Here is a 21,797-nt window from a genome sequence, read left to right as displayed (position 1 = left end):
ACTCTACTCCCTTCCACTTTTAAAGTGTGGTTTCGATAGTCTCTGCACTTTTCTTTCCTAAATATGTTGTTCTATATATTCTAGAAAAACTCTGTGTTTTAGTTTGTTTTCTATTTAAATAATATGAAATACTATTAACTTTAACATTATAATAATCTGCAGCTAAATTTGTATTATCAAAACATATAACTTCTTCTCCATTATAATAAACACTTATACTCGAATTGATATTTCTTTCAAATACTTGATAGCATCTTTTCATTTCTTTGTTTTTTATTTTTTTTATAAAACTCCATGATACTAACTTATTTAATTCAGCCCAATTTAAATATTGAATATCTCCATTTTTTAAATTTTCAACACTAAATAAATCTTCATCACCATGCACTATATTATTTATAATAAATCTATGAAAATTATTATGAGATGCTGTACACCATTCAAGATTCTCAATTCTATTATCAAATTTCAAACCATTTATATGATTTATATATGGAAGGTCATTATTATTCTCTAAAAATGTACTAGCCACTAACCTATGTACTCTACAAGTTTTTCTGTAGCTATCAATTATTAAAGTTACTTCTTTATAACCATCACCATCTGTTTTTAATTTCAATATTTTATCAGTATAAGTACTAAAAATCTTCCCATTTTTAGTTATATAATAATTTTGATTTTTCTTTATATTTATCAAATAAAACTCTTCATCATTAATTATTTTCTTCAAATTTAAACACACCTTTTACGAAAGACTTAGCACAGGATTAGCATATCTACCTTGCTAGATAGACTTAGCCTTCCCTGTTAGCATAGTTATTAAACATCATTTCCTATGTCTACTAAAATCCGTTAACTATACACCCTATTTTTATAGGTTAACAAGGTTCCTTCACTTACTCACATAAGTGTGTGGCCAATCAATAACCACCGAACATATCATTTTGTGTTGACTGTAATAAAATACAGCTAAGTTCTGCTGCTGTTTCAATTCTTCTTGGAGGGTTTATTGTTCCATAACCTGTATTAAAGCCACGCTCTAATATTTCTCCTGTTGGAATATGCAAACAATTAACTGTCAAATTATAGGAATCTAGATCATGAAGATAAATATCTCCATTTTCGTGACCTTTTGCCAGATTTTTAGGCATATTAGAAAGTTGTGCCCATTTATTACTCTCACTAGCTATTCTAAGTAGCTTTGATGAAAAGTTATTTCCAACATTAGCATTATCTCTATCTGTCTCAACACCTATTTTTGAAATTGCTTTCATTAGGTCTGATTTTATCTCTCTTACTTTTGTTCTTTCAGCTCTATAGCTTGAATAATTTGAAGCTATATGACCATATCCATTTTCTTTTAATCCTTTTACAACAAAGTTTTGGATTTCTTCTACTGTAATATTATTTTTAGCATCTTGCTCTATATATTGAACTACTGTTTGTGCAATTCCAAGAAGTGCACTTGTGCTAAGTTCCTCTCCCACATCTCTAGCAGATTTTTTTATCGCATCCAATATCTTCTGATTATTGAATTCAACATCTCTACCATCTCTTTTTATAACATTCGGCATATAATCCATCTCCCTCCTCATAGTTAAGCCCTTTATCTCTTAACTACATATAGTGATTCATAATAAAATCACCACAATATATTGTACTTATATAAGTATAAACTAGCAAAAATTTATTTACGAATTTCAAAATTTCTAAACTTCCTTTTTAACTCTACATAAGTCTTTTTTGCTTTATATATCTTCAAAATCATCTTTATTTCGAGAGTTGACTTTTTAAATTTGTTAGCAACTTTTTTCCAAATTTAGTAAGACAAGCTATTTATTTTTTTAGAATTCCCTCTTATTTATATCAAACTATATTTTTGATTTTATTTTTAATTTACCTATATAAATTCATCCAAAAAATATAAATTTTACTATTAATTATTACAAAAAAACTTTTGTTTGCAAATCATTTGCATTTTGTTAATAGTTTTGTTATTATTAGCCTAGAACAAATGAGAAACATTATTGAGAAACATATTGAGGAGATTATTTATGATTTATTTTTTTATTGCACTATCAGCAACTAGTGTTGGTAGTCTTGTAGGACTTGGTGGAGATATTCTTATCATCCCATTCTTACTATCACTTGGAGTTCCAAAAAATTTAATATCTGTTAATACAGATATTTCTATGTTTGCAATGAGTCTTGTTGCAACAATTATTTATGGTAAAAGAAGACAAGGAGATTTTAAAACTGCTGCATTATTTGCTGCTGGTATAATCCCCGGTGCTAGCATAGGAGTTATGATAAATAGTAAAATTACCATTCCAACTTTTAATGTTGTATTTATTAGTCTTGTAGGATTAATACTTATAACTATGTTTGTAAAGGACAAGCTTCCTAAAATGATACTTCCTAGTTACACAAAACCAATTGTTGGTATATGTATAGGAATGATTTCAGGATTATTTGGAATCGGTGGAGCTATACTTCTAGTACCAATATTAATGGTATTCTATGGTCTATGTTGCAAAAAAACTGCTGCAACAACTATGTATCTTGTTTTTATAAGTACAATTGTTACAGTTTCAAATTATATCTTTAGAGGATATACAGATTTTTCATACGCAGCATATATGATACCTGGTGCAATTCTTGGTTCTCTAATAGGAACTTATTTTAATAAAAAAGTAAGTCATAGATTTATCGGTATAGTATTTAAACTAATTTTAGTTTTTATAATCGGAAAGCAAATCTTTATGGTTTTCAAATAAAATAGCAAAAACACTTTCAAATGTAGAATTTGAAAGTGTTTTTTTATTTTCTATTATATTTTCTTCATTATATGACGATAATATAGTTATTTGAAAATTAGGAGGTATTATATGAAAAAGAAACATTTAATGATAACCCTATCAGTAGTGATAGGATTTACTGCTATTTTAGGTGGCTATTTTTTTGCAAAGCTAAAAAATCCAGAGGTTCCTGTAACTTCTGAAGTTCCAGATGAAGCATTAGAATTTACTAATACAGATGCTGATACTGATGAAAATAGTAGTATTAGTCCTTATACAGGTGAACTACTTAGCACAGAACAATTAACTAATGATACATTTATGTGCCTTATAGAGAACTCTAGACAAGCTAGACCACAATCTGGTTTATCTCAAACAGACTTTTTATATGAAGTTATGACTGAAGGTGGTATTACTAGATTTTTAGGACTTTTTAATTCTAATACAGTTGATAAAATTGGTCCTGTAAGAAGTGCTAGGTATTACTTCTTAGATTTAATTGAAGAATTTAATTTACCTTTTGCACATTGTGGTGGGAGCTATGATTCTTTAGATAGAATATCTGCTGATAGCTCTTTAAAAAGTATGAATGAAATGGCTAATACAAATTATTTTATGAGAGATAATTCAAGAGTTGCCCCTCATAACCTTTATACTAAAACTGAAAACATGGATAAATTATTAGATGCAAAAAATTTTTCTAAAGATGAACCTAGAGATTTTACATTTAATGATGATTACTGGGCTAATTCTGATTTAGATAATTGCCAAAATATAGAGTTAAAACTTAGCCCTTACTATACTACATCTTATAGCCTTAGCGAAAATGGCTATGTTAAAAGTATGGATGGAAAAGAAGCTATAGATGCTTCTAATAATGAAGTATTAAGTTTTGATAATATAGTAATTCAATTAACTGATATCACTAATCGTGAAAATGAGGAATATATGAATATAGATTTAGTAAGTTCTGGTGATGCTTATGTTATTAGTAGTGGAAAAATGATTAAAGCTACTTGGAGTAAATCTAGCACTAATGATACTACAATTTTAAAAGATTCTTCTGGTAAAGAGATTCCTTTTTCTATTGGAAATACTATATGGCATATTGCTGATAGCTCAAATGAAATCATCTTTGATTGATTTATAGATATAAAATGAATTCCACCTCCCATTTGTGTACTTTTTATTAATTTAATATCTTAAAAAAGTATTTTTTAAATATTGTTTAAACTTATAACTATATCACTACTGATATAGTTATTTTGATGCTATAATAAAATCAAGTTAACAAACAGAAATAATAAAAATTGAAATAAATTAAAAGTTTAAATAGATTAAAAAATTATTCCAAAGGGAGGAAACAGATTATGCAAAAAATAGCAATTTTAACAGACAGTTCATGTGACTTATCAAGAGAGGAAAGAGAGCAAAAGGGTATTTTCATGCTACCAGTAAAAATTATATACAAAGATGGCGAGTATTTAGATCACTTAACAATTTCACCACAAGAGATATATGACAGAATTGAAGAAGAAGTTCCAACTACTTCACTTCCTAGTGCTGATTATATGCACGAAGTTTTTGATAAAATTGAAGCAGAAGGCTACACACATGTTGTTGGTATCTTCTTATCAAGTGCATTATCTGGGACTTTCAATGCAATAAGACTTCAAATACAAGAAAGAGAATCTTTCACATATAATATGTTTGATAGTGGAATACTTGGCTACCCTCTTGGAATGATAGTTTTAAAAGCTTACAAGATGGTTCAAGAAGGAAAATCTTTTGAAGAAATCGTTGAATATCTTCCTGTTATAAAGAAAAACACTTTCGGTTACTACACTCTTAATACTTTAACTTACTTAAAAAGAGGTGGAAGAATTGGGAAAGTTGCTGGAACAGTTGGAGAATTCTTAAACTTAAAACCAATTATCACAGTTGATGAAGATGGTTCATATGTAACAGTTGCTAAAGCTAGAGGTAGAAAGCAGTCTTTAAAAAAATTAAAAGCAATTGCTGATGATTTTATAGCAGAAGGAAACTGTAAACTTTATATTCTTCATGGTAATGCTCTTGCTGAAGCTACAGCTCTTAAGGAAACTTTTGTTGGACATCCTAGTATTACAGATATTGATATAAGAGATATCGGTCCTGCTATGGGTATACATGTTGGTCCTGGAATGATTGCCTTCGCTTTACAAAAAGAGTGTTAATTTAAAATTAAAAATCTTAATGTAAAGGTTGTGTAACTATGGATATAAAGGCTCAGGAAAAATTACTGTATGAAGAGTATAAAAGAAAACTCTCTGAAATAAAGAAAGTTCAAAAAGAAAATGATGCAGTTGGACAAGTTTTCACTAAAGGACTTTTACCAATATACCTACTATATATCCTAAGCCTTGGTCCTACTAATGGAAATGACATTGCAAAACAAATAGGGAAAAAGACTAAAGGGCTTTGGATACCTAGTACTGGTGGTATTTATCCTCAATTAAAAAAGCTTGAAAAACAAGGATTTATAATTGGTTCTTGGGATGACCCTGATAAAAAATTCCAAAAAATTTATACTCTAACTGATAGTGGTTTTGAAGAATTTAGAGCTAAAAGATCACTTCTTGAACCTAAAATACGAGAAGCTCTTAGAGTTTTTACAATAATATATAATGATTTATATTAAACAAGCTACCTAAAAAATTTAGATAGCTTGTTTTATTTATTTATTTCTCGTATTTTATTTTAATATTTTCTTTATGTGCCTGAATAACCTCTTCACTAGCATTCATACATTTATAAACACTTTTATTAACACTAACAAAATTTTCATCAATACATTCTAAGCACTTTTCAGACTCTATTCTTCTATCTAAAATTTTAAATAAAATATCAAATTCTGAACGCCTTACTATGATAACATCATTATCGCTTATCTCTGAATTGAAATCATCAGCCACAATAATTGGTACTACAGATTCATAGTTAAATGAAAAATCACTTAAATATTTTTTCAAAACATCTATATGCTTATCATTTTGAGCTATGCCATTAGTATTTTTATACACACGCCCACTATTATAGTAGCATAACCATTGTTCACCTTGTTTTTCTATATTTGTACAAGTTTTATACTCCTTACACTCTATAACATATATAGTTTCTCCTGTAATAACCATAAGGTCTATTTGCATATATTTATCTCTTCCATATGGAATATATAAATTCCAATAAACATTAAAATTACTACTCTCTCTTGAAATTAAATAATTCAAAATTTCTTTTTCCAAATTATTATCAAGGTCTATAGCACTTTGTGTGTACTTTAATCTTTTAAGTATCTTTATCTTTTCATCAACAGATTTTTCTCTTCCCCATTCTCTGTTAACTGATAAATCTTCTTTTTCTAAACTAACTTCCTTTTGAGTTCCTTCTTTATTTTCTTCTACCTGCGTATTTGATGAAAATAAATTTTTAAAAAATTTTAAAACACCCAAACTTTAACCTCTATTAAATTGTTTATCTTATACTATGCTATACCCATTAATATTGATACTATCGCTTATATATAGTTACTTCATTTAACAATTTTAACAATTATTTTATCTTTTTCTTCTAAATATCCTTAGAATTCTTTCGATACTTAAAGTACAAAATATAAAACATTAAGGAGTTTTTAACATGATAAAAAAAATTATACTTGTTACATCAACACTTTTATTACTTACACCTGTAGCCTTACATGCTTATGGAACTCAAACTGCTGAGAAAGTAACACAAAATAAAATTGAGCATTCTGAAAGAACTGATTGTTATGATATGTGTACTAAACACTTATATCCTGATAACGATATAGTTCAAGAGGATGTAAGTACTTGTTTACCTAAAGTAAGTAATGAATTTGAAAGAACATCTTGTTATGATATGTGTAGCGAACATCTAAATAGATAAAAAAACACCTAGAAGTTCTCACTTCTAGGTGTTTTAAATTTCTTAATATAATGCTGAGAATACACTTGAGTAAAGCGGATTATCAACTATATATGCTTCTGCTTTTCCTTCTTCTAAAGCTTCTGTAAGCTCTAAATTAATAGGTAGCTCTGCAATAAGTGGTAATCCTAAAATTTCAGCATGTTCTTCAGATGATTTCTTGCTAAATATTTTCATCTTTTTACCACATTCACATTCTATATAAGCCATATTTTCTACAACCCCTCTTACAGGAACTCCAATTTTTGAAGCCATAGTAACAAGTTTTTTAACAATCATAGAAACCATATCTTGTGGTGTTGATACTACTATAAGTTCAGTAATTGGATAACTTTGCATTACTGTTAAAGTAACATCCCCTGTACCTGGTGGCATATCAATTAATAGATAGTCAAGTTCACCCCAGTTTGTATCTGCATACAATTGATTTAGAACTCCTGTAACAACAGGACCTCTCCATATAACTGGTGCATCCTCAACTTCATTAACAAGATTTAAAGAATTAACTTTAATCCCTGTTTTACTAAGAACAGGTTCAAACTTAACACCTTTACCATCATTAACAGCAGTCATTACTGACCTCTCACCATGAATACCAAAAATTCTTGGCATTGATGGACCTGTAATATCTGCATCTAAAACTCCAACTTTGTAACCTTGTTCTTTAAGTGTTGTAGCTAGTATACCTGTAACCGTAGATTTCCCTACCCCACCTTTACCACTAACTACACCTATAATATTTTTAACAGTCCCGTATTTTGGCATCATTTTAGCCATTAAATCACTTGGACAACTTTTTCCTGTATCAACTACAGAACATTTACCCTTACTTGGGCAACTTGAACAACTTCCCATCTTAAATTCCTCCGTTTAGCTATTCCATTCCTTTGGCATTGCATCAAAATCTTTTATTACCCAAGAACCATCATATGTTCCTTGAACATAGTATTTCTTCTCTGAGTTATTAAGCTTATCATTAACTGTAACAATAGTCTTAAAGGTTTTTGATGTATAACCGTAACATTCAACATTTAAAACAATATCATAATTGCTTCTTTCATGATTCATAAACTTAATGTTCGGAACAATGCCTTGTGCCTCGCTTAAAAAGTTTTGCATATCAACTGATAATAAGAACTTAGTACATAAATAATCATCAAGAACATTAACTGCAACTTTTGGATTATTTGTTGTAAGCTGTGCCTTATCACTATTTAATACAGCTAAAATTGAACCATAATAAATATTACTGAATTCTCTCGGTTTTGATATGAATGATAAATTTTGTATAATTTGATTATCTAATCTCTTAGATAAATGGAAAACTTCATTACCTTTATAGAAGTTACCTGTGCTTCCAGAAGTCTGTCCTGCAATATAGTCATATGTAGAAACTTTATTACCTTGATATATTTGAACAATATAATCCGGTGTTAAAGTACTTTTATCACTTGCTGGTACAAGTTTACCTGATGATAAAACACCATAAACATCATTTATAGCACTTGGCTCTGTTACAATAATCCTAAAACCAGGGTCTCTTGTACTTTGCATTGCTACTTCTGTAACTACTCCTTGTTTAAAGTAGTTAAAATAATTATTTTTAAAACCTAACTTGACAGCTATATCATTAAATACAGAAGCTCCATTCATTAAAAATCCTGCAGCTCCTATAATAATAGCAATGATAATAGCCCATGAAACTATTTTTCTAATATTCACTTTTGCTATTTCTCCCTTTGTAATCTATGTCTATTATAAATTAAAACACCAACAATTAATATAAAAATTGATATAAACTGTGATGTGCTTAAAATCCCAACACTTCCTCTTGGGTCATTCCTTAAAAACTCAACTAAGAATCTACCAATACTATATATAATTAAATACATTGAAAGAGTATCTCCTGATTTTCTGCTTTTATTCTTAGCATACCAAATTAAAAATACTGCTAAGGCAAAATCAAAAATCGCACAATATAATTGTGTTGGATGAAGATGCACCCCTGCTGGTGCAAGACTCCCTTGTGGAAAAACTATATATAGTGGGCTATCTGTAACTGCTCCATAACAACACCCTGCAAAAAAACATCCTATTCTACCAAATCCCTGTGCAAGTGCAAGTGCTGGAACAATCATATCGAAAACTTCTAACGAATTCCATTTTTTCTTCTTACAATATAAGAATACACTTAAAATACCAAATATTATAGCACCATAAATTACAAAACCGTAACCAAACTCTTTTAAAATAACACTAGGGTCTTTCATAAGAGTTTTAAATTCTGTAATTACAAACAGTACTTTTCCTCCAAGCATACCCATTAAAACTGTAATTATAATCATATTAAAAATATGATCTTCATTGTAACCTTTACTTTTAGCTTTCTTATTTAATAAGAAAACTGCACACAAAATCCCTATAGCAATCATAAGTCCATAACCATAGACATCTATCCCAAAAATATTAAATAAAACTGACTTCATACATCCCCCTACTTTCGCCTGTTTTTATATGCTAATAAAGAGAAGCTAATTCTAGCCTCTCTTTACCAGTTTATCTAAATTATAATACTTAAAACATTCTAAATCAATGCTTATTTAACCTTCTTAAAACTCTCTAAAATAAGTTTATATACAGTCTCATAATTTTCTTTATACCTATCAAGTCCTGCTGAAAATGATATCTTAAGCTTTAAATTATCTCCAAGAGGAAAATAATATACATTAGTCGCATAATCTCTTCCAACCTCTGTACGCTCTTCATACTTAAGTTTCTTTACACTAACATCTCCAACTCGTTCTGAAACAAGTTTTATATTATTAACCTTCTCAGCATCAAAAGTCTTTTTATCAATCTCTATAAGTTTATCAACACTTGTTTCTGTATTTAAAACCTTAATTGACCCAACTATCCCCATTTCTGCACTTACAAAGTTATTATTATAAACTATGTAGTCATCAGTACTTGTAATTTCAGTAGTCCAATTATCAGGTAATTTATAAACTATATTTCCATCTAAAATATTATAATCTAACATATCCTCTATATTGTTATTAGCAAGTGCAACACTAGACATATTCGTATCTAAAAATTGTTGCATAAAAACCATAATCCCCATAAGAGAAATTAAAACAATCGTTACAAATGTCTGCTTCTTATTCATTTATATAAAAACTCCCTCCATTCACATAATATTCTTCTATTCACTTTAAAATATATTTAAAATCCCATATAAATATGCTTAATATATTTAATTTCACACATACTATCTTTGAAACCTTTTGATTATGAAAAAATTAACGCCCTTCGATTAACATATTTACTTAAGACAAAAGAGCCTACTCTCATATTAGAAAATAGGCTCTTTTTACATTTAATTATTTCATTGGTACAACTACCATACTATTTCTAAAATCATAGAACATAAGCCAACATCCTTTTCCATCTGTTCCCATTGGTACAAATGTAACAAATCCTGTTTTACCTGCATATGGTTGGTCAAGCTTATCTTTAGTTCCATGTATTCCATAAACTAAATATTTAGCCTTGCCTTTCTCATTACACTTAATTCCTATCATAAACTCATCATTTTTAATAATATATGGATAATAATTTATCATAGGGTAATATAATGTTGTATATTTATTATAATTACAAACATTACACATTTCATCAAATGAACTTACTGGAACTTTAAACCACTTAACATTTTTGATTTCACTAGGAATCTTAACTTCTTCTAATCCATCAATAACATTTGAGAAGAAATCTGCCATAGCACCTCTCATTTCAAACTCTTCAGTACCTCTTGTAAGTTCTTCGACATTTATGCTATCCTCATATTTATCAAATTTACTTTCTTCTCTTTCATCATCACAACCACAATCTTTCTTATCATAGTCATCATCATATTTATTCTTTTTATCATCATAATCACAATCATCATCATGGTGCTTATATTTTTTATTCTCATCATAATCGTGGTCATCATCATCACATTTTTTATTATCGTCGTACTTCTTATCATGCTTATCTTTTTTATCTTTATCTTTTTTATATTTCTTGTCACAATCTTTATCATCATGCTTATCTTCTTTAACATAAGATTTCTTATCTTCTTTTTTCTCTTTTGAACAAGTAACTTTTCCATAGTCTTTCCAATTATTTGTTGGTTGCTCTCCATTTAAGAATCCACACATAAGATAAATAGTTTTACCACCTACTTCTTTACAAATAGCTGCTCCAACAATTTTATCATAGCTAACGCCTGTGTTTCCTATATTTTCTGAGTCATGTTCAAGGCTACTTTCAACTTTCCCCTGACCTGTTATGTTCATAGAGCCTAAGGTAACTAAAGTCTTAGCATCCTTTTTACTGCATATAAGTACCATCTCGCAATTTTCATAGTCTTTCTTTAAGTTCTGAGCATAAAATGCCACCTTACAGATATTTGCCTTAACTTCAATCTTAGCATAACCTGATAAAGGTTTCTCTTTTGAAACTGAATGCCCTCTCTCATCTTCTTGTAAAATTATAAAACTTCTATATAACTTACTCTGCGCCAATTTATTAATCCTCCGATTTTAAATTATTCATTATATTATATGATTATATGCATCTCTTTAAGAATATGTTTAAGAAATATTATAATATAATCATCTTTTTTATAAATATATTAAAATCATGCCCTTTTTAGAACCATAATAAATAAATTGTTAAGTAAATTAAGAGAAATTAAAAAAAGCTATACTATATGTGATTTAAACTCACCATATAGTATAGCTTTTAATATCTTAAAGTTTACTCTGCTACAAGTTCTTCTGTTTGAGATGAACTATTTAAAGCAAGTTCTTTTTCTGCTATAAAGTCTTCTATTGTTTCTTTATTTTCCATAAGTTCTTCTAAAGACATTGAAGAATATTCTTTAGCTGAATCATTTGAAACATTGATTCCTTGCTTTCTTAAGAAATCATCCACCTTACATTGGTTCTTTTTATACACATAGTATCCTACTGCACAAACCCCTACTCCAACTAATGCACCTGTTAAATGGTCTTTATTTATTGCGTTTATTCCTATCATTGCTAATTCCTCCTAATAATTTAATTTATAATATTTTTATATAATTGATTGTTTTTGTCATCCATACTTATAAAAGATGGACCATTATCAAAGCCACTAAATAGACTTCCCTCATGTTTTGTAACACCTTTTCCTGAAAGAACAAAAGATTTTCCTATATCATTACTTTCAGTTTCTATAAACTTCTCAAGGAAAACTCTAACTATATTAGCACTCTTTGAAGTTTCAGTATCTGGCATAACTGAAACATCATAATAAACTTCATCTGAGCATTTATTTTTAAATTCTTTCACAGATATAAGTGTTCTTGCATATGACATCTCAAGTATATGTCTACCAAAAGTAGCTCCCCAAGTTATTGCAGATGGTAGTAAGTAATTTCCCTTCCTTACAGAATTAATTAAGTACATTACTGACACAACTTCTGGATCAAAATAACCTTTTTCATTTATTTCATTATAGGCATGTTCCCCTATTGCTCCAATAGTTGTACCTACAATAGCCCAGTTTATAAACTCTGTAACTTTAATGTTCATGGGAATATATTTACTAATCCCACCTATAACAAGTGTTAAAAGTGAGTAATACGCCATTGGTGGCATATTTCTCTTTTTTGAATTATAAACCAGTCTTACTGGCACTAAATCATAGTTTTTTGAGTACATAGTAATAACTCTCATTATTATCTCTGACTCTGCAATTCTAAATGAATTATATTCAACTATTATTGATTTAGTAACATCATTATACTTTGAGCATCTTATCCCATCTTTTTTACAAAGTTCATCCATAACAGCTAAACTATTTTTGATAGGATGAGATAATTTAAATCTTATTCTATTATTGATTTTATGAGCAACAACAATAGTCGGATTGTTCATTTTTAAGCACCTCTCTCCATATTGAAGAACATAAGTCTTAAAGAGTTTGCTACTACAAGTATTGTGCTAGAGTTATGAAGTACAGCTCCATAGAATACTGGTAATACACCAGCTGCACTTAAAATAAGTCCTGTACTATTTATACCTATTACAAGTCCAAAATTCTGCTTAACAACATTCATAGTTTTTTTAGATAATTCTATAATTGTTGGAAGCATCATAGGATTATCTCCCTGAATAGTTATATCAGCCGCTTCCATTGCTACATCTGTGCTACCACCACCAAGGGCAATTCCTACATCTGCATAAGCAAGAGCTGGCGCATCATTGATTCCATCACCAACCATCATTACTCTTAAGCCACTAGCCTGATACTTAAGCACTTCTTCAGCCTTATCTGATGGTAAAAGTTCTGCCTTATAACCATCAACATTCATAAGCATAGCAACTTCTCTTGCTTGTTCTTCTAAATCTCCAGTTAAAAGTAAAATATCATCAACACCTTGATATCTCAAGTTATTAATAGCTTTTTTCATATTTTCTCTCATCTTATCTTTTATTGATATAACAGAAATTAATTCTCCATCATATGCAACATAAATAAGATTTGAACTACCATTACTTAGTTCAATATCTTTCTCTGAAAGCCCTACCATAGAAACATCATTTTCCTCTAGGAAAACTTTACTTCCAACAAATACTTTTTTATCATCAATATTTGTTTCCATACCTCTCGCTATATGAGTTACAACATCTCCATGCTTTGGAATTTCTATTCCCTTTTCTGAAACCTTATTCATAATAGCAACAGACATAGGATGAGAAGAAGTTTCCTCAGCTGCTCCAGCTATTTTTAAAACTCTCTCTTCTGAAAAATCTTTATTAAATATTTTTATATCCATAACAGCTGGTTTTCCTTCAGTTAAAGTTCCAGTCTTATCTAGAATTAAAGTATCTGAATTAGATAATGCCTCTAGATAATTTCCACCTTTAATTAAAACTCCATTTCTCACAGCATTGTTTATTGCTGCTGAGAAAGCTGTAGCTGTTGATAACTTAATTCCACATGAATAATCTATAATCATCATATTTAAAGCTCTACTTGTGCTCTTTGTGAAAGCATAAGTAAGTCCTGCAAATAAGAAGTTAAATGGAACTAAATATCCTGAGAATTTATCTGCGTAATCTTGAATTGGAGCTTTTTTAGAAGCTGCATCCTCAACTAAATGAATAATTCTTGAAACAACAGTATCATCTCCAGCTTTTTCAGTTCTAACAGTTATACTACCACTTTTAATAACAGTCCCTGCAAAAACACTATCTCCAACTCTTTTAATAGCTGGAACAAACTCTCCAGTAACAGAAGCTTGGTCAACAACTGCCTCACCTTCCACAACTTCTCCATCAACACAGATTTTTTCACCTGTATAAATAACAACTTTATCATCTTTAACTATATTCTCAATTAACACTTTTTTAAGGCTTCCATCTTCAGAAACTTGCCATACTGCCTCTTCTGAAACAGAAAACATATTTTTAATTGAATCTCTAGTTCTTTCCATTGTGTAAATAGTCATAAGTTCTGCTACATCTGATAATAAAGTAACCATAAGAGCTGACTTATCATTTCCAAGTATTAAACTTGCCACAATAGAAGTTAATGTTAAAGTATCTGCATTAGGTCTTCTATTTTTAATAGCTCCATTTATTCCATGCCCTAGTAAACCTTTATTTAAGTACATACTAGCAATAGCTGGAACTGTTAAGAAGTTTCCAAACACACCAAATCTTTCAACACTATATAAATCTTTTAAATTTAATTTTTCCTTTATAACTGAATAGCCTAAAACACCAACATTTACAGCCAATCTTTTCATTATATCAACTGATGTTTCTTCATCTTTTTTAACACTATTTAAATCTATCTTTTCTTTCTCTCTTAATGAAGTAAACACCTTTAAAGAATAATCCTCAACTATGCCATCAACTAAACTTATAATTCTATGCTCATCAATATTTTTATTATAATCAATAATTATAGAACCTGTTATAGTATTAATACTTGAAGAAATTATAAGAGAACTATTAGAAACTTTTTTCTCAATCTCACTCTTATAACTACTTAAATATTTAAATCCTTCACACTTAAGTCTTATTCTTCCTGCTATGCTATGTGCTATTGTGCTTTTCAGTAGTAAACTATTTCTTTTCATATAAATTCACTACTCCTCTTAAATTAAACTTGCTTTAGTAAAGCCTCATTCAACTGCTGTTCTATTGTTTTAACAACATAATCTAAATTAGTTTCACCATATTTTTCAATTAAATCATAATTCTTTATTCCAACTGCCTTAACAGTTTCTACCCACTTTAAAACCTTACACTCATAAAGTTTATTTATATCATACTCAACTAAAATACTTCCTGTAACTGCATTAACCTCAACCTTTTCAATTCCCTCAAGCTTAAACAGAGCATCATGTAAAAACTTTTCATAAAGCTTACATTCCTCTTTAACCATCTTTAACGAATTAACCTTAAATCTAATTCTCCCTGGTATGCTATGCGAGACCTTAATTTTAGCTAACTGCGATAATATTATCTTCTTAAACAACTAATCCCCTCCTATATATCTTTATATGCCCATCTAATCATTGAATATCCATTAGGTAACATTGTAGGCATCTGTCTTATCTTTCTTACACCAAAGAATAAAATCATAATGATATATACTGATTTCATATCTAAAATACCATTTGTTTTATTATAAATAGACATATTTAAAGCTTCTTTCACATTCCCTAGTTCTTTTGAAACTAAAGCTTCCTTATTTTTAGTAAGCTCACTTTCAATTTGTAAAAGCTTAGCTACAACACCAATTAAAAGTGCAGGGTCTATCTTTTCTGCATCATACTTTATAACAACACTTCCTGTAACACTATTAACTTCAATATGGCTAATAGTTTCAACTCTCCCAAGCTGACTAATTAAAAGTTGTCCTGCTTCTTCATTATTTTTAACTATTGGAACATATAATCTTACTCTCCCACGAAGGCTATGCTTAACTTCTATAACACCTTTAAAACTAGGTAAATTTAATGAGTTTTTACTCTTCTTTTTTTCTTTCACAAGCATTTCACTTACAACTTTTCCAGCAAGACTTATTAGTAAAAACCTTATGTATCTATTACTCATTTCTTCCTCCTCTCCTAATATTTTTATTTAGCTTCATTTTTTTAATTACTTAATAATAACATATCATTTTATATTTTTTAGCTCTCTTAATTACAGATGTAATATTAAAATATAGTTATTTTTAGCTAATTATTAAAAACTATACCTTTGTTCCTAATTAAATTAATATAAATTAAACTTTCAAAACATAAAACAATAATATTGCTTAAAACGCAATGAAACCGAGTATGATTTGAAAATAATTTTCAATATCTATACTCGGTTTCATTTAATCTATGCTATTAATTTTTTTTCATATAATAATTAACTCTGTTTGATAAAGCACAGAATTCTTCTAAGCTAAGAGTTTCACCTCTTCTTTTAAGGTCAATCTTTGCATATTCAAAACATTCTTCCATATCTTCTTTAGATACTCCAAGTGTTTTTGTTGAGTTCCATAAAGTCTTTCTTCTCATATTAAATGAATTTCTAATCATGTCAAAGAATAACTTCTCATTATCTGGATTAACTCTTGTTCCCTCAAGTCTATCAAGTCTTATAACAACTGAATCAACTTGTGGTGCTGGTATAAAGCAACTAGCTGGAACTTCTCTTACAATATGTGTATCACAGTAATACTGAACTAAGAATGTTAATGCACCGTAGTCTTTACATCCTGGCTTTGCATTTATTCTATAAGCAACTTCTTTTTGAATCATTATAGTAAGTGATTTAAACTTACTTCCACCTTTTAAAAGACTTGCTATGATAGGAGTTGTAACATAATAAGGAAGGTTAGCAACTAGCTTAACACTCTTTTCTTCTCCTATTATTTCATCAAAGTCTACTTTTAAAGCATCATTATGTATTAATTGAAAATTAGGAAGATCACCTATTTCCTCTAAAAGTATTGGAATAAGACTATCATCAAGTTCTATTGCTACAACTCTTTTTGCTTTATTTATAAGTCTTGATGTAAGAGTACCAACTCCTGGTCCAATCTCAATTACTAAATCCTCATCACAAACTTCTGCCCCCTCAACAATATCATTTAAAACTGTTTCATCTTTTAAGAAGTTTTGCCCAAGTGCCTTAGTACATTTAAATTTGTATTTGTCCATAATCTCTTTTGTTTGAATTTCTTTAATCATATAATCTCTCCTAAAAATTTATTTTATTTTTTCTTCTACGTTTTTCATTGCATTTACAAACTCTTCCTTAGTAACACCATAATTATTAAGCCTACTTAAAAGCTGATTTGCATTTCCATAACCAATTGATAATTCCTTACCAAAAAGTTCTCTTCTTTCTTTAGACTTTACATCACCAACAAGTTTAAAGAACATTAAATCATTAAGATCAAATTCTTCTCTCTTTTCAACAATAGTTATTTTAGCTTCTTCCAAAGCTCTAATTATAACTTCTGGCGAAGCATTTTCAACCCCTATATTTCCATCTTTAGCTCTTGTTCCATCAATTCTAGAAATATAAGCATGTTTAGCCTCTGGAACTCTTTTTCTTATAATGCTTCTTATCTTTTCACCCGCAAAATCAGGGTCAGTTAATACAATAACCCCTTTTCTTCTTTGAGCTTCTTTAATTCGCTCTAAAACTTTTCTGTTTATCCCAAATCCACCAACAGCAATAAGCTCTGCATCTATTGCTCTTTTTACAGCTGTGATATCATCTCTTCCTTCAACTACAATTACTTCTTTAATCAAGGTAAATCTCCCTTTCTTTAGTTAATTATCTCACCATAATAAAATTTTAATCAACTCATTAATATATATACATTTTATAGCTTATAAATACTGTATGCAAGTTTTAAAGCTATTATAAAAATAAAAAAAGGTTGTCCACGCTTTGGACAACCTTTAAAATCTATTTTACCATTGACCTGGGTAAGCTACTATTGTAACCTTTACATTTCTTCTTCCCCAATTCATACACTCTTGTCTTGTATTTAAAAAAACATCAACTATATTATTTTTAACAGCTCCACCTGTATCTTCAGCTACAGCATATCCATATCCCTCAATATAAAGTTTACTTCCAAGAGGTATAACTCTTGGATCAACTGCAACTGTGCTAAGTCCACTTGGATTTCTTTTAGGTCTAGTTCCTGTAGCAGTAACTGTCCCTGTATAATATGCTGTTGATTGCATAGTCATTGTTTTTCCAGCTGGTGCCTTTGAAACTGCACTTCCAGCAGGTGCTTTGTTAGAACTTGAACTCTCTGGCCCTCTAGAATTTGAAACAAAAGTTACCCTTGTTCCCTCTTCTATTATTTTTGCCTTTGGATCAGTAATAACTTTATCTGAAATTATTTCTTTTCCTATTTGCTTTCCATTTTCATAAATAAGTTTAGATTTTATTTCTCTTTTACCAACAGTTCCTTCTTGAACTGTTTTCTTAACTGATTTATCTAATTTATCATTTTTTCTTGTTGTAACTTCAAAGTCTATATCTTCACTCTCTGTAATAAGCTTTTCATCAACTCTTACAACTTCTATATTCTGTCCTTTTTCAATAGTTGTTTCCATGCTTGGTTCAACTCTATCTTTTTCATCTAAAGTAACATTTTCTGCCTTAAGCATTTCTTTAACAGAATCTTCAGCTGTCTTAATTGTTTTTTCCTTTCCATCTACAAGTAGTACAATTTCTTGTGCTTTTTTTACCTTTATAACTGAATGTTTAGATAATTTGCTATCTAACGCTGGTACTACTTTATCTTTTTGCTCTATAACAAGGTCATGCTTGTCTAGAACATCCTGTACAGTCCCCATTATTGTAACTGTGTTTATAGTCTTGTCCCCAATTTCAATTTTAACTGGTTTATGAATTCCTATAAATCCAACACTTACAATTGTTAGCCCTGATACTAATGCTATAACTCTCTTTTTCGGACTGTCAAAGATCTGGTTTTTTAGGTTATTTAACTTGTCCCCCATATTGGCCTCCTTTGGCATTCTTTATTTCTGAATTATATAATAATTTCTAAAAAGTGTCAAACTTATTACAAACTTATTACAACATCAAATAAAAAAATTTTAATGTAAACTTTTTCAAATTGATTACATTATTTTTTTCTAAATTCTAGCCTATAAAAAAACAAAAAAACTACTCTAACTAGCTCTAACGCTAGTATAGAGCAGTTAAATACATCAACTGATGTAACTAAGTATTTCTTATATCCTTTATACGAATATGTTTATTACTTATTTATTACAACTATACTTAATTTATATAAATTTTACAGAATGTTAAATATTTCCATAGTGTTTTCAACTGTTTTTTCACTAACTTCAACTGAAGAAATACCTTTTATCTCAGCTATTTTTTCAATTACATACTCAATATAATCTGATTGATTTCTTTTTCCCCTCTTTGGAACTGGAGCCATATACGGAGCATCTGTTTCAACTAAAAGTCTATCAAGTGGTACAACTTCTACTACTTCAATTATCTTTTTAGCATTCTTAAAAGTTACAACTCCAGTAATTCCTATATAATATCCAAGTTTTAAACACTCAACTGCCATTTCCTTTGAACCCGAGAAGCAATGTACTACTCCTGTTACCTCTGGATACTCTTTCATAATTTCTAAAGTATCAGCATGTGAATCTCTATCATGAATTATAACTGGCATATTAAGCTCTTTTGCAAGTTGCATATGCTTTCTAAAAACATTCTTTTGTTCTTCTCTTGAAGGATTTTCCTCCCAGTAATAATCAAGTCCAATTTCACCAATTGCTTTTACTTTCGAGTGCGATGCCATAGTTTTAATCTCTGCCATCATTTCACCTGTAACATTAAATGCATCAGTTGGATGGATTCCAACTGCACCATAAAACATATCATACTTCTCACAAAGCTCAATAGTTTCCATAGAACTCTTAACATCAGTTCCACAATTCATAACTCCTATAACACCATTTTCTCTGATATTATCTATAACAGATTCTCTATCCTCATTAAATTGCTCTGAACCATAATGCGCATGAGAATCAAAAATTTTATAATCAAACATAATTTTTTCCTCCTAAAATATCTACTCTCAAAAAAAAAGAGTTTAAGGTGTATCACCCTAAACTCTAATATATCATACTTTTATAATCTTTCTATCTCCAAATACTCCCTAAAATAGGTGATAAAATCCCAAGAACTCCACCAAGTAAAGCTCCAAGCCATGTTATAGCACCAAGTTCTTTATCGGCAATATCAAGAATCATTTTTTCTGCTTCGTCAGTTTCAAATGCATTTATTTGTTCTTCCACTATAGTTTCAATATTCATAACTTCAAGAACACCTTTTAAATCATTAGCAACAAAATCATCATACTTAGCAGTATATATTTCATCTACACTACTTATAATTTCAAGCTTTGTTTCTTCATCCTTACTTATATCATATGATAAAAGCTCAGTTTTAGCAGCTGATATAGTTTTCTTAATTCCAAGTTTAATATCTTCACTACTTGCTATACTTGTTATAGCTTTTTTAACTAAGCTTTCAATTTTAACTTCATAGTTTTCATCAAACTTCTGAAGAAGCTCTGCATATGAAGAAAATTCTGAAATAAATCCTACTATTTTTTCTTTAAACTTATCCACATTATCTGTATCTTTTATGATTGCTGCAATTTTCCCTGATAATGTAACAGCAATATCAACACTTGTTCCAACTGGAATTTCTTTTGCAAGTTTAGAAACTTTATTTTCTGAAGCTTTATGTACATAATCAACTAAATGTCCACAAAGTGCTTTTTGATTTTCTTCATCTTTTAAAGCATTTCCAACGGCATTCACAAGCTTATCATATATAGCCCCTGTACCACCAAACATTCCAAGAAGTGGACCAAATCCCCCAAGTACATCTTTCATAATAGTTGATTTAATCTTTTCAGAAACCTCATCACTATATAAAATCTCCATAATAGATGCTGATATATTTTCTTTATTATTATAGATAATTTTCTCAATAACTGAGAATGCTTTTTCCGGAACATAACTTTTTATTGTTCTATCATTTTCCTCAAGTCCATCTAAAATTTTATCAACTTTTTCTGCAATAAATTCAGTTCCCTCTTGTGACTCAAGATTCATAGAAATTTTCTCAAAAACTGAAGTCATATCTACATTTTCTATACACTTAATAATAAAATCTGGTTTTTCATCAAGTTTTGTAACTATAAATTCTGTAGCATAATCAGATAATTTATTTTGCCTTTCTGTATTCTCAATAACTTCAATAGCCTTAATATATATTTTATTCTCAATCTTCTCTTCCTTAACAATATAAGAATCCTTTAAAATATCTTTAAGTCTATTTTCAAGACTACCTTCTTTATTTAAAATTTGCATAGTTTTTTCATTTATAGCAAGTTTAATCTTTTCTTTAACTTCTGGCTTATTTAATGTATTTCCTATACTTTCTTGATTTATAAGATGTTCACCAACACTAGCAGCAACACTTTTTGCTATTCTAGCTTTTTCCTTTGGTATAAGTCCTGGTGTAAATGGAACTTTAATCCCAGCAATTCTTTTTTCTGTATGCGGCTTAAATAACATTTTAATAGCAAGCCAATTTGTAAAATATCCTATTACAGCTCCAATTAGAGCTCCCATAATATATGGCATAATATGTGGCATTTTTTATAAACACTTCCTCTCTATTCCTAGAAAACTTTATTGTTTTTTCTTTATTTACTATTTCTATTGTATATAATTAAACTATGTATTACCATAAATATTGGTTTATTTCATACAATTTTAAGAAAGTGGTGACCTAATATGATGACTTATTTTAAAAACATTACGGAGTCTAAACTATTTTGCAATTTTTCAAAAGAAGAACTACAAAATTTAAAAGCTTC

The 21,797-nt window shown here is 29.2% G+C and carries 22 protein-coding genes and 1 pseudogene; 5 read left to right on the top strand and 18 right to left on the bottom strand.

What is annotated here, in order from left to right:
- Positions 1-19: 19 nt before the first annotated feature.
- Both Q0V15_RS04730 and nrdD read right to left on the bottom strand, forming a co-directional pair.
- Complete coding sequence (locus Q0V15_RS04730) at positions 20-730, bottom strand: hypothetical protein (RefSeq protein WP_297436519.1); 711 nt, start codon at positions 728-730, stop codon at positions 20-22.
- Between the two features lie 196 nt (positions 731-926).
- A pseudogene (gene nrdD, locus Q0V15_RS04725) lies at positions 927-1,574 on the bottom strand (anaerobic ribonucleoside-triphosphate reductase); the annotation flags it as partial.
- Positions 1,575-2,054: 480 nt separating this feature from the next.
- Here nrdD and Q0V15_RS04720 point away from each other — a divergent pair.
- The 4 genes from Q0V15_RS04720 to Q0V15_RS04705 all read left to right on the top strand — a co-directional run bounded on the left by Q0V15_RS04720 (position 2,055) and on the right by Q0V15_RS04705 (position 5,478).
- A complete protein-coding gene (locus tag Q0V15_RS04720) occupies positions 2,055-2,777 on the top strand; it encodes a sulfite exporter TauE/SafE family protein (protein WP_297436518.1) in 723 nt (240 codons plus the stop codon).
- A 111-nt stretch (positions 2,778-2,888) separates the two neighbouring features.
- Complete coding sequence (locus Q0V15_RS04715; protein WP_297436516.1) at positions 2,889-3,941, top strand: DUF3048 domain-containing protein; 1,053 nt, start codon at positions 2,889-2,891, stop codon at positions 3,939-3,941.
- Positions 3,942-4,168: 227 nt separating this feature from the next.
- Positions 4,169-5,014, top strand: a complete 846-nt coding sequence (locus tag Q0V15_RS04710) for a DegV family protein (RefSeq protein ID WP_297436514.1) — start codon at positions 4,169-4,171, stop codon at positions 5,012-5,014.
- A 38-nt stretch (positions 5,015-5,052) separates the two neighbouring features.
- On the top strand, positions 5,053-5,478 hold the full coding sequence (locus Q0V15_RS04705) for a PadR family transcriptional regulator (protein ID WP_297436512.1): 426 nt from the start codon (positions 5,053-5,055) through the stop codon (positions 5,476-5,478).
- Between the two features lie 40 nt (positions 5,479-5,518).
- Here the strand turns inward: Q0V15_RS04705 and Q0V15_RS04700 are convergent, their stop codons facing one another.
- Positions 5,519-6,289, bottom strand: a complete 771-nt coding sequence (locus Q0V15_RS04700; protein ID WP_297436510.1) for a nuclease-related domain-containing protein — start codon at positions 6,287-6,289, stop codon at positions 5,519-5,521.
- Positions 6,290-6,473: 184 nt separating this feature from the next.
- On the opposite strand from Q0V15_RS04700, the gene Q0V15_RS04695 reads away from it, so the two are divergent.
- Complete coding sequence (locus Q0V15_RS04695; RefSeq protein ID WP_297436509.1) at positions 6,474-6,743, top strand: hypothetical protein; 270 nt, start codon at positions 6,474-6,476, stop codon at positions 6,741-6,743.
- A gap of 42 nt (positions 6,744-6,785) precedes the next feature.
- On the opposite strand, the gene Q0V15_RS04690 is transcribed toward Q0V15_RS04695, so the two are convergent.
- The 15 genes from Q0V15_RS04690 to Q0V15_RS04620 all read right to left on the bottom strand — a co-directional run bounded on the left by Q0V15_RS04690 (position 6,786) and on the right by Q0V15_RS04620 (position 21,561).
- Positions 6,786-7,637, bottom strand: coding sequence for a P-loop NTPase (locus Q0V15_RS04690; RefSeq protein ID WP_297436507.1), 852 nt, complete (start codon positions 7,635-7,637; stop codon positions 6,786-6,788).
- Positions 7,638-7,652: 15 nt separating this feature from the next.
- Entirely contained in the window at positions 7,653-8,504 is an 852-nt protein-coding gene (locus Q0V15_RS04685; RefSeq protein WP_297436505.1) for a hypothetical protein, read from the bottom strand.
- A 5-nt stretch (positions 8,505-8,509) separates the two neighbouring features.
- Positions 8,510-9,268 (bottom strand): prolipoprotein diacylglyceryl transferase, encoded by a 759-nt coding sequence (locus Q0V15_RS04680; RefSeq protein WP_297436503.1) that lies wholly within the window; start codon positions 9,266-9,268, stop codon positions 8,510-8,512.
- Between the two features lie 110 nt (positions 9,269-9,378).
- Complete coding sequence (locus tag Q0V15_RS04675; protein ID WP_297436501.1) at positions 9,379-9,948, bottom strand: hypothetical protein; 570 nt, start codon at positions 9,946-9,948, stop codon at positions 9,379-9,381.
- 214 nt (positions 9,949-10,162) lie between these two features.
- Positions 10,163-11,350, bottom strand: coding sequence for a hypothetical protein (locus tag Q0V15_RS04670; protein WP_297436499.1), 1,188 nt, complete (start codon positions 11,348-11,350; stop codon positions 10,163-10,165).
- Positions 11,351-11,585: 235 nt separating this feature from the next.
- Positions 11,586-11,867, bottom strand: coding sequence for a hypothetical protein (locus Q0V15_RS04665; RefSeq protein WP_297436497.1), 282 nt, complete (start codon positions 11,865-11,867; stop codon positions 11,586-11,588).
- Positions 11,868-11,887: 20 nt separating this feature from the next.
- A complete protein-coding gene (locus tag Q0V15_RS04660) occupies positions 11,888-12,748 on the bottom strand; it encodes a hypothetical protein (RefSeq protein WP_297436495.1) in 861 nt (286 codons plus the stop codon).
- 2 nt (positions 12,749-12,750) lie between these two features.
- Positions 12,751-14,961 carry a heavy metal translocating P-type ATPase gene (locus Q0V15_RS04655; RefSeq protein WP_297436493.1) on the bottom strand — a complete coding sequence of 737 codons (2,211 nt, stop codon included), beginning with the start codon at positions 14,959-14,961 and terminating at the stop codon, positions 12,751-12,753.
- Positions 14,962-14,984: 23 nt separating this feature from the next.
- On the bottom strand, positions 14,985-15,362 hold the full coding sequence (locus Q0V15_RS04650) for an HMA2 domain-containing protein (protein ID WP_297436491.1): 378 nt from the start codon (positions 15,360-15,362) through the stop codon (positions 14,985-14,987).
- Between the two features lie 11 nt (positions 15,363-15,373).
- Complete coding sequence (locus Q0V15_RS04645) at positions 15,374-15,943, bottom strand: HMA2 domain-containing protein (protein WP_297436489.1); 570 nt, start codon at positions 15,941-15,943, stop codon at positions 15,374-15,376.
- A 281-nt stretch (positions 15,944-16,224) separates the two neighbouring features.
- Positions 16,225-17,073, bottom strand: a complete 849-nt coding sequence (rsmA, locus tag Q0V15_RS04640) for a 16S rRNA (adenine(1518)-N(6)/adenine(1519)-N(6))-dimethyltransferase RsmA (RefSeq protein WP_297436487.1) — start codon at positions 17,071-17,073, stop codon at positions 16,225-16,227.
- 18 nt (positions 17,074-17,091) lie between these two features.
- Positions 17,092-17,643 carry a ribonuclease M5 gene (gene rnmV / locus Q0V15_RS04635; protein WP_297436485.1) on the bottom strand — a complete coding sequence of 184 codons (552 nt, stop codon included), beginning with the start codon at positions 17,641-17,643 and terminating at the stop codon, positions 17,092-17,094.
- A 165-nt stretch (positions 17,644-17,808) separates the two neighbouring features.
- Positions 17,809-18,873: a 3D domain-containing protein gene (locus tag Q0V15_RS04630; RefSeq protein ID WP_297436483.1), complete on the bottom strand. Its 1,065-nt coding sequence runs from the start codon at positions 18,871-18,873 to the stop codon at positions 17,809-17,811.
- Between the two features lie 302 nt (positions 18,874-19,175).
- Positions 19,176-19,952: a TatD family hydrolase gene (locus tag Q0V15_RS04625; protein ID WP_297436482.1), complete on the bottom strand. Its 777-nt coding sequence runs from the start codon at positions 19,950-19,952 to the stop codon at positions 19,176-19,178.
- Positions 19,953-20,043: 91 nt separating this feature from the next.
- Positions 20,044-21,561: a DUF445 family protein gene (locus tag Q0V15_RS04620; protein ID WP_297436480.1), complete on the bottom strand. Its 1,518-nt coding sequence runs from the start codon at positions 21,559-21,561 to the stop codon at positions 20,044-20,046.
- Positions 21,562-21,797 lie beyond the last annotated feature (236 nt).

It is taken from the genome of uncultured Clostridium sp., assembly GCF_947036855.1.
Classification (GTDB): Bacteria; Bacillota; Clostridia; order Clostridiales; family Clostridiaceae; genus Sarcina.
This window is presented reverse-complemented; position numbering and strand designations above follow the sequence as displayed.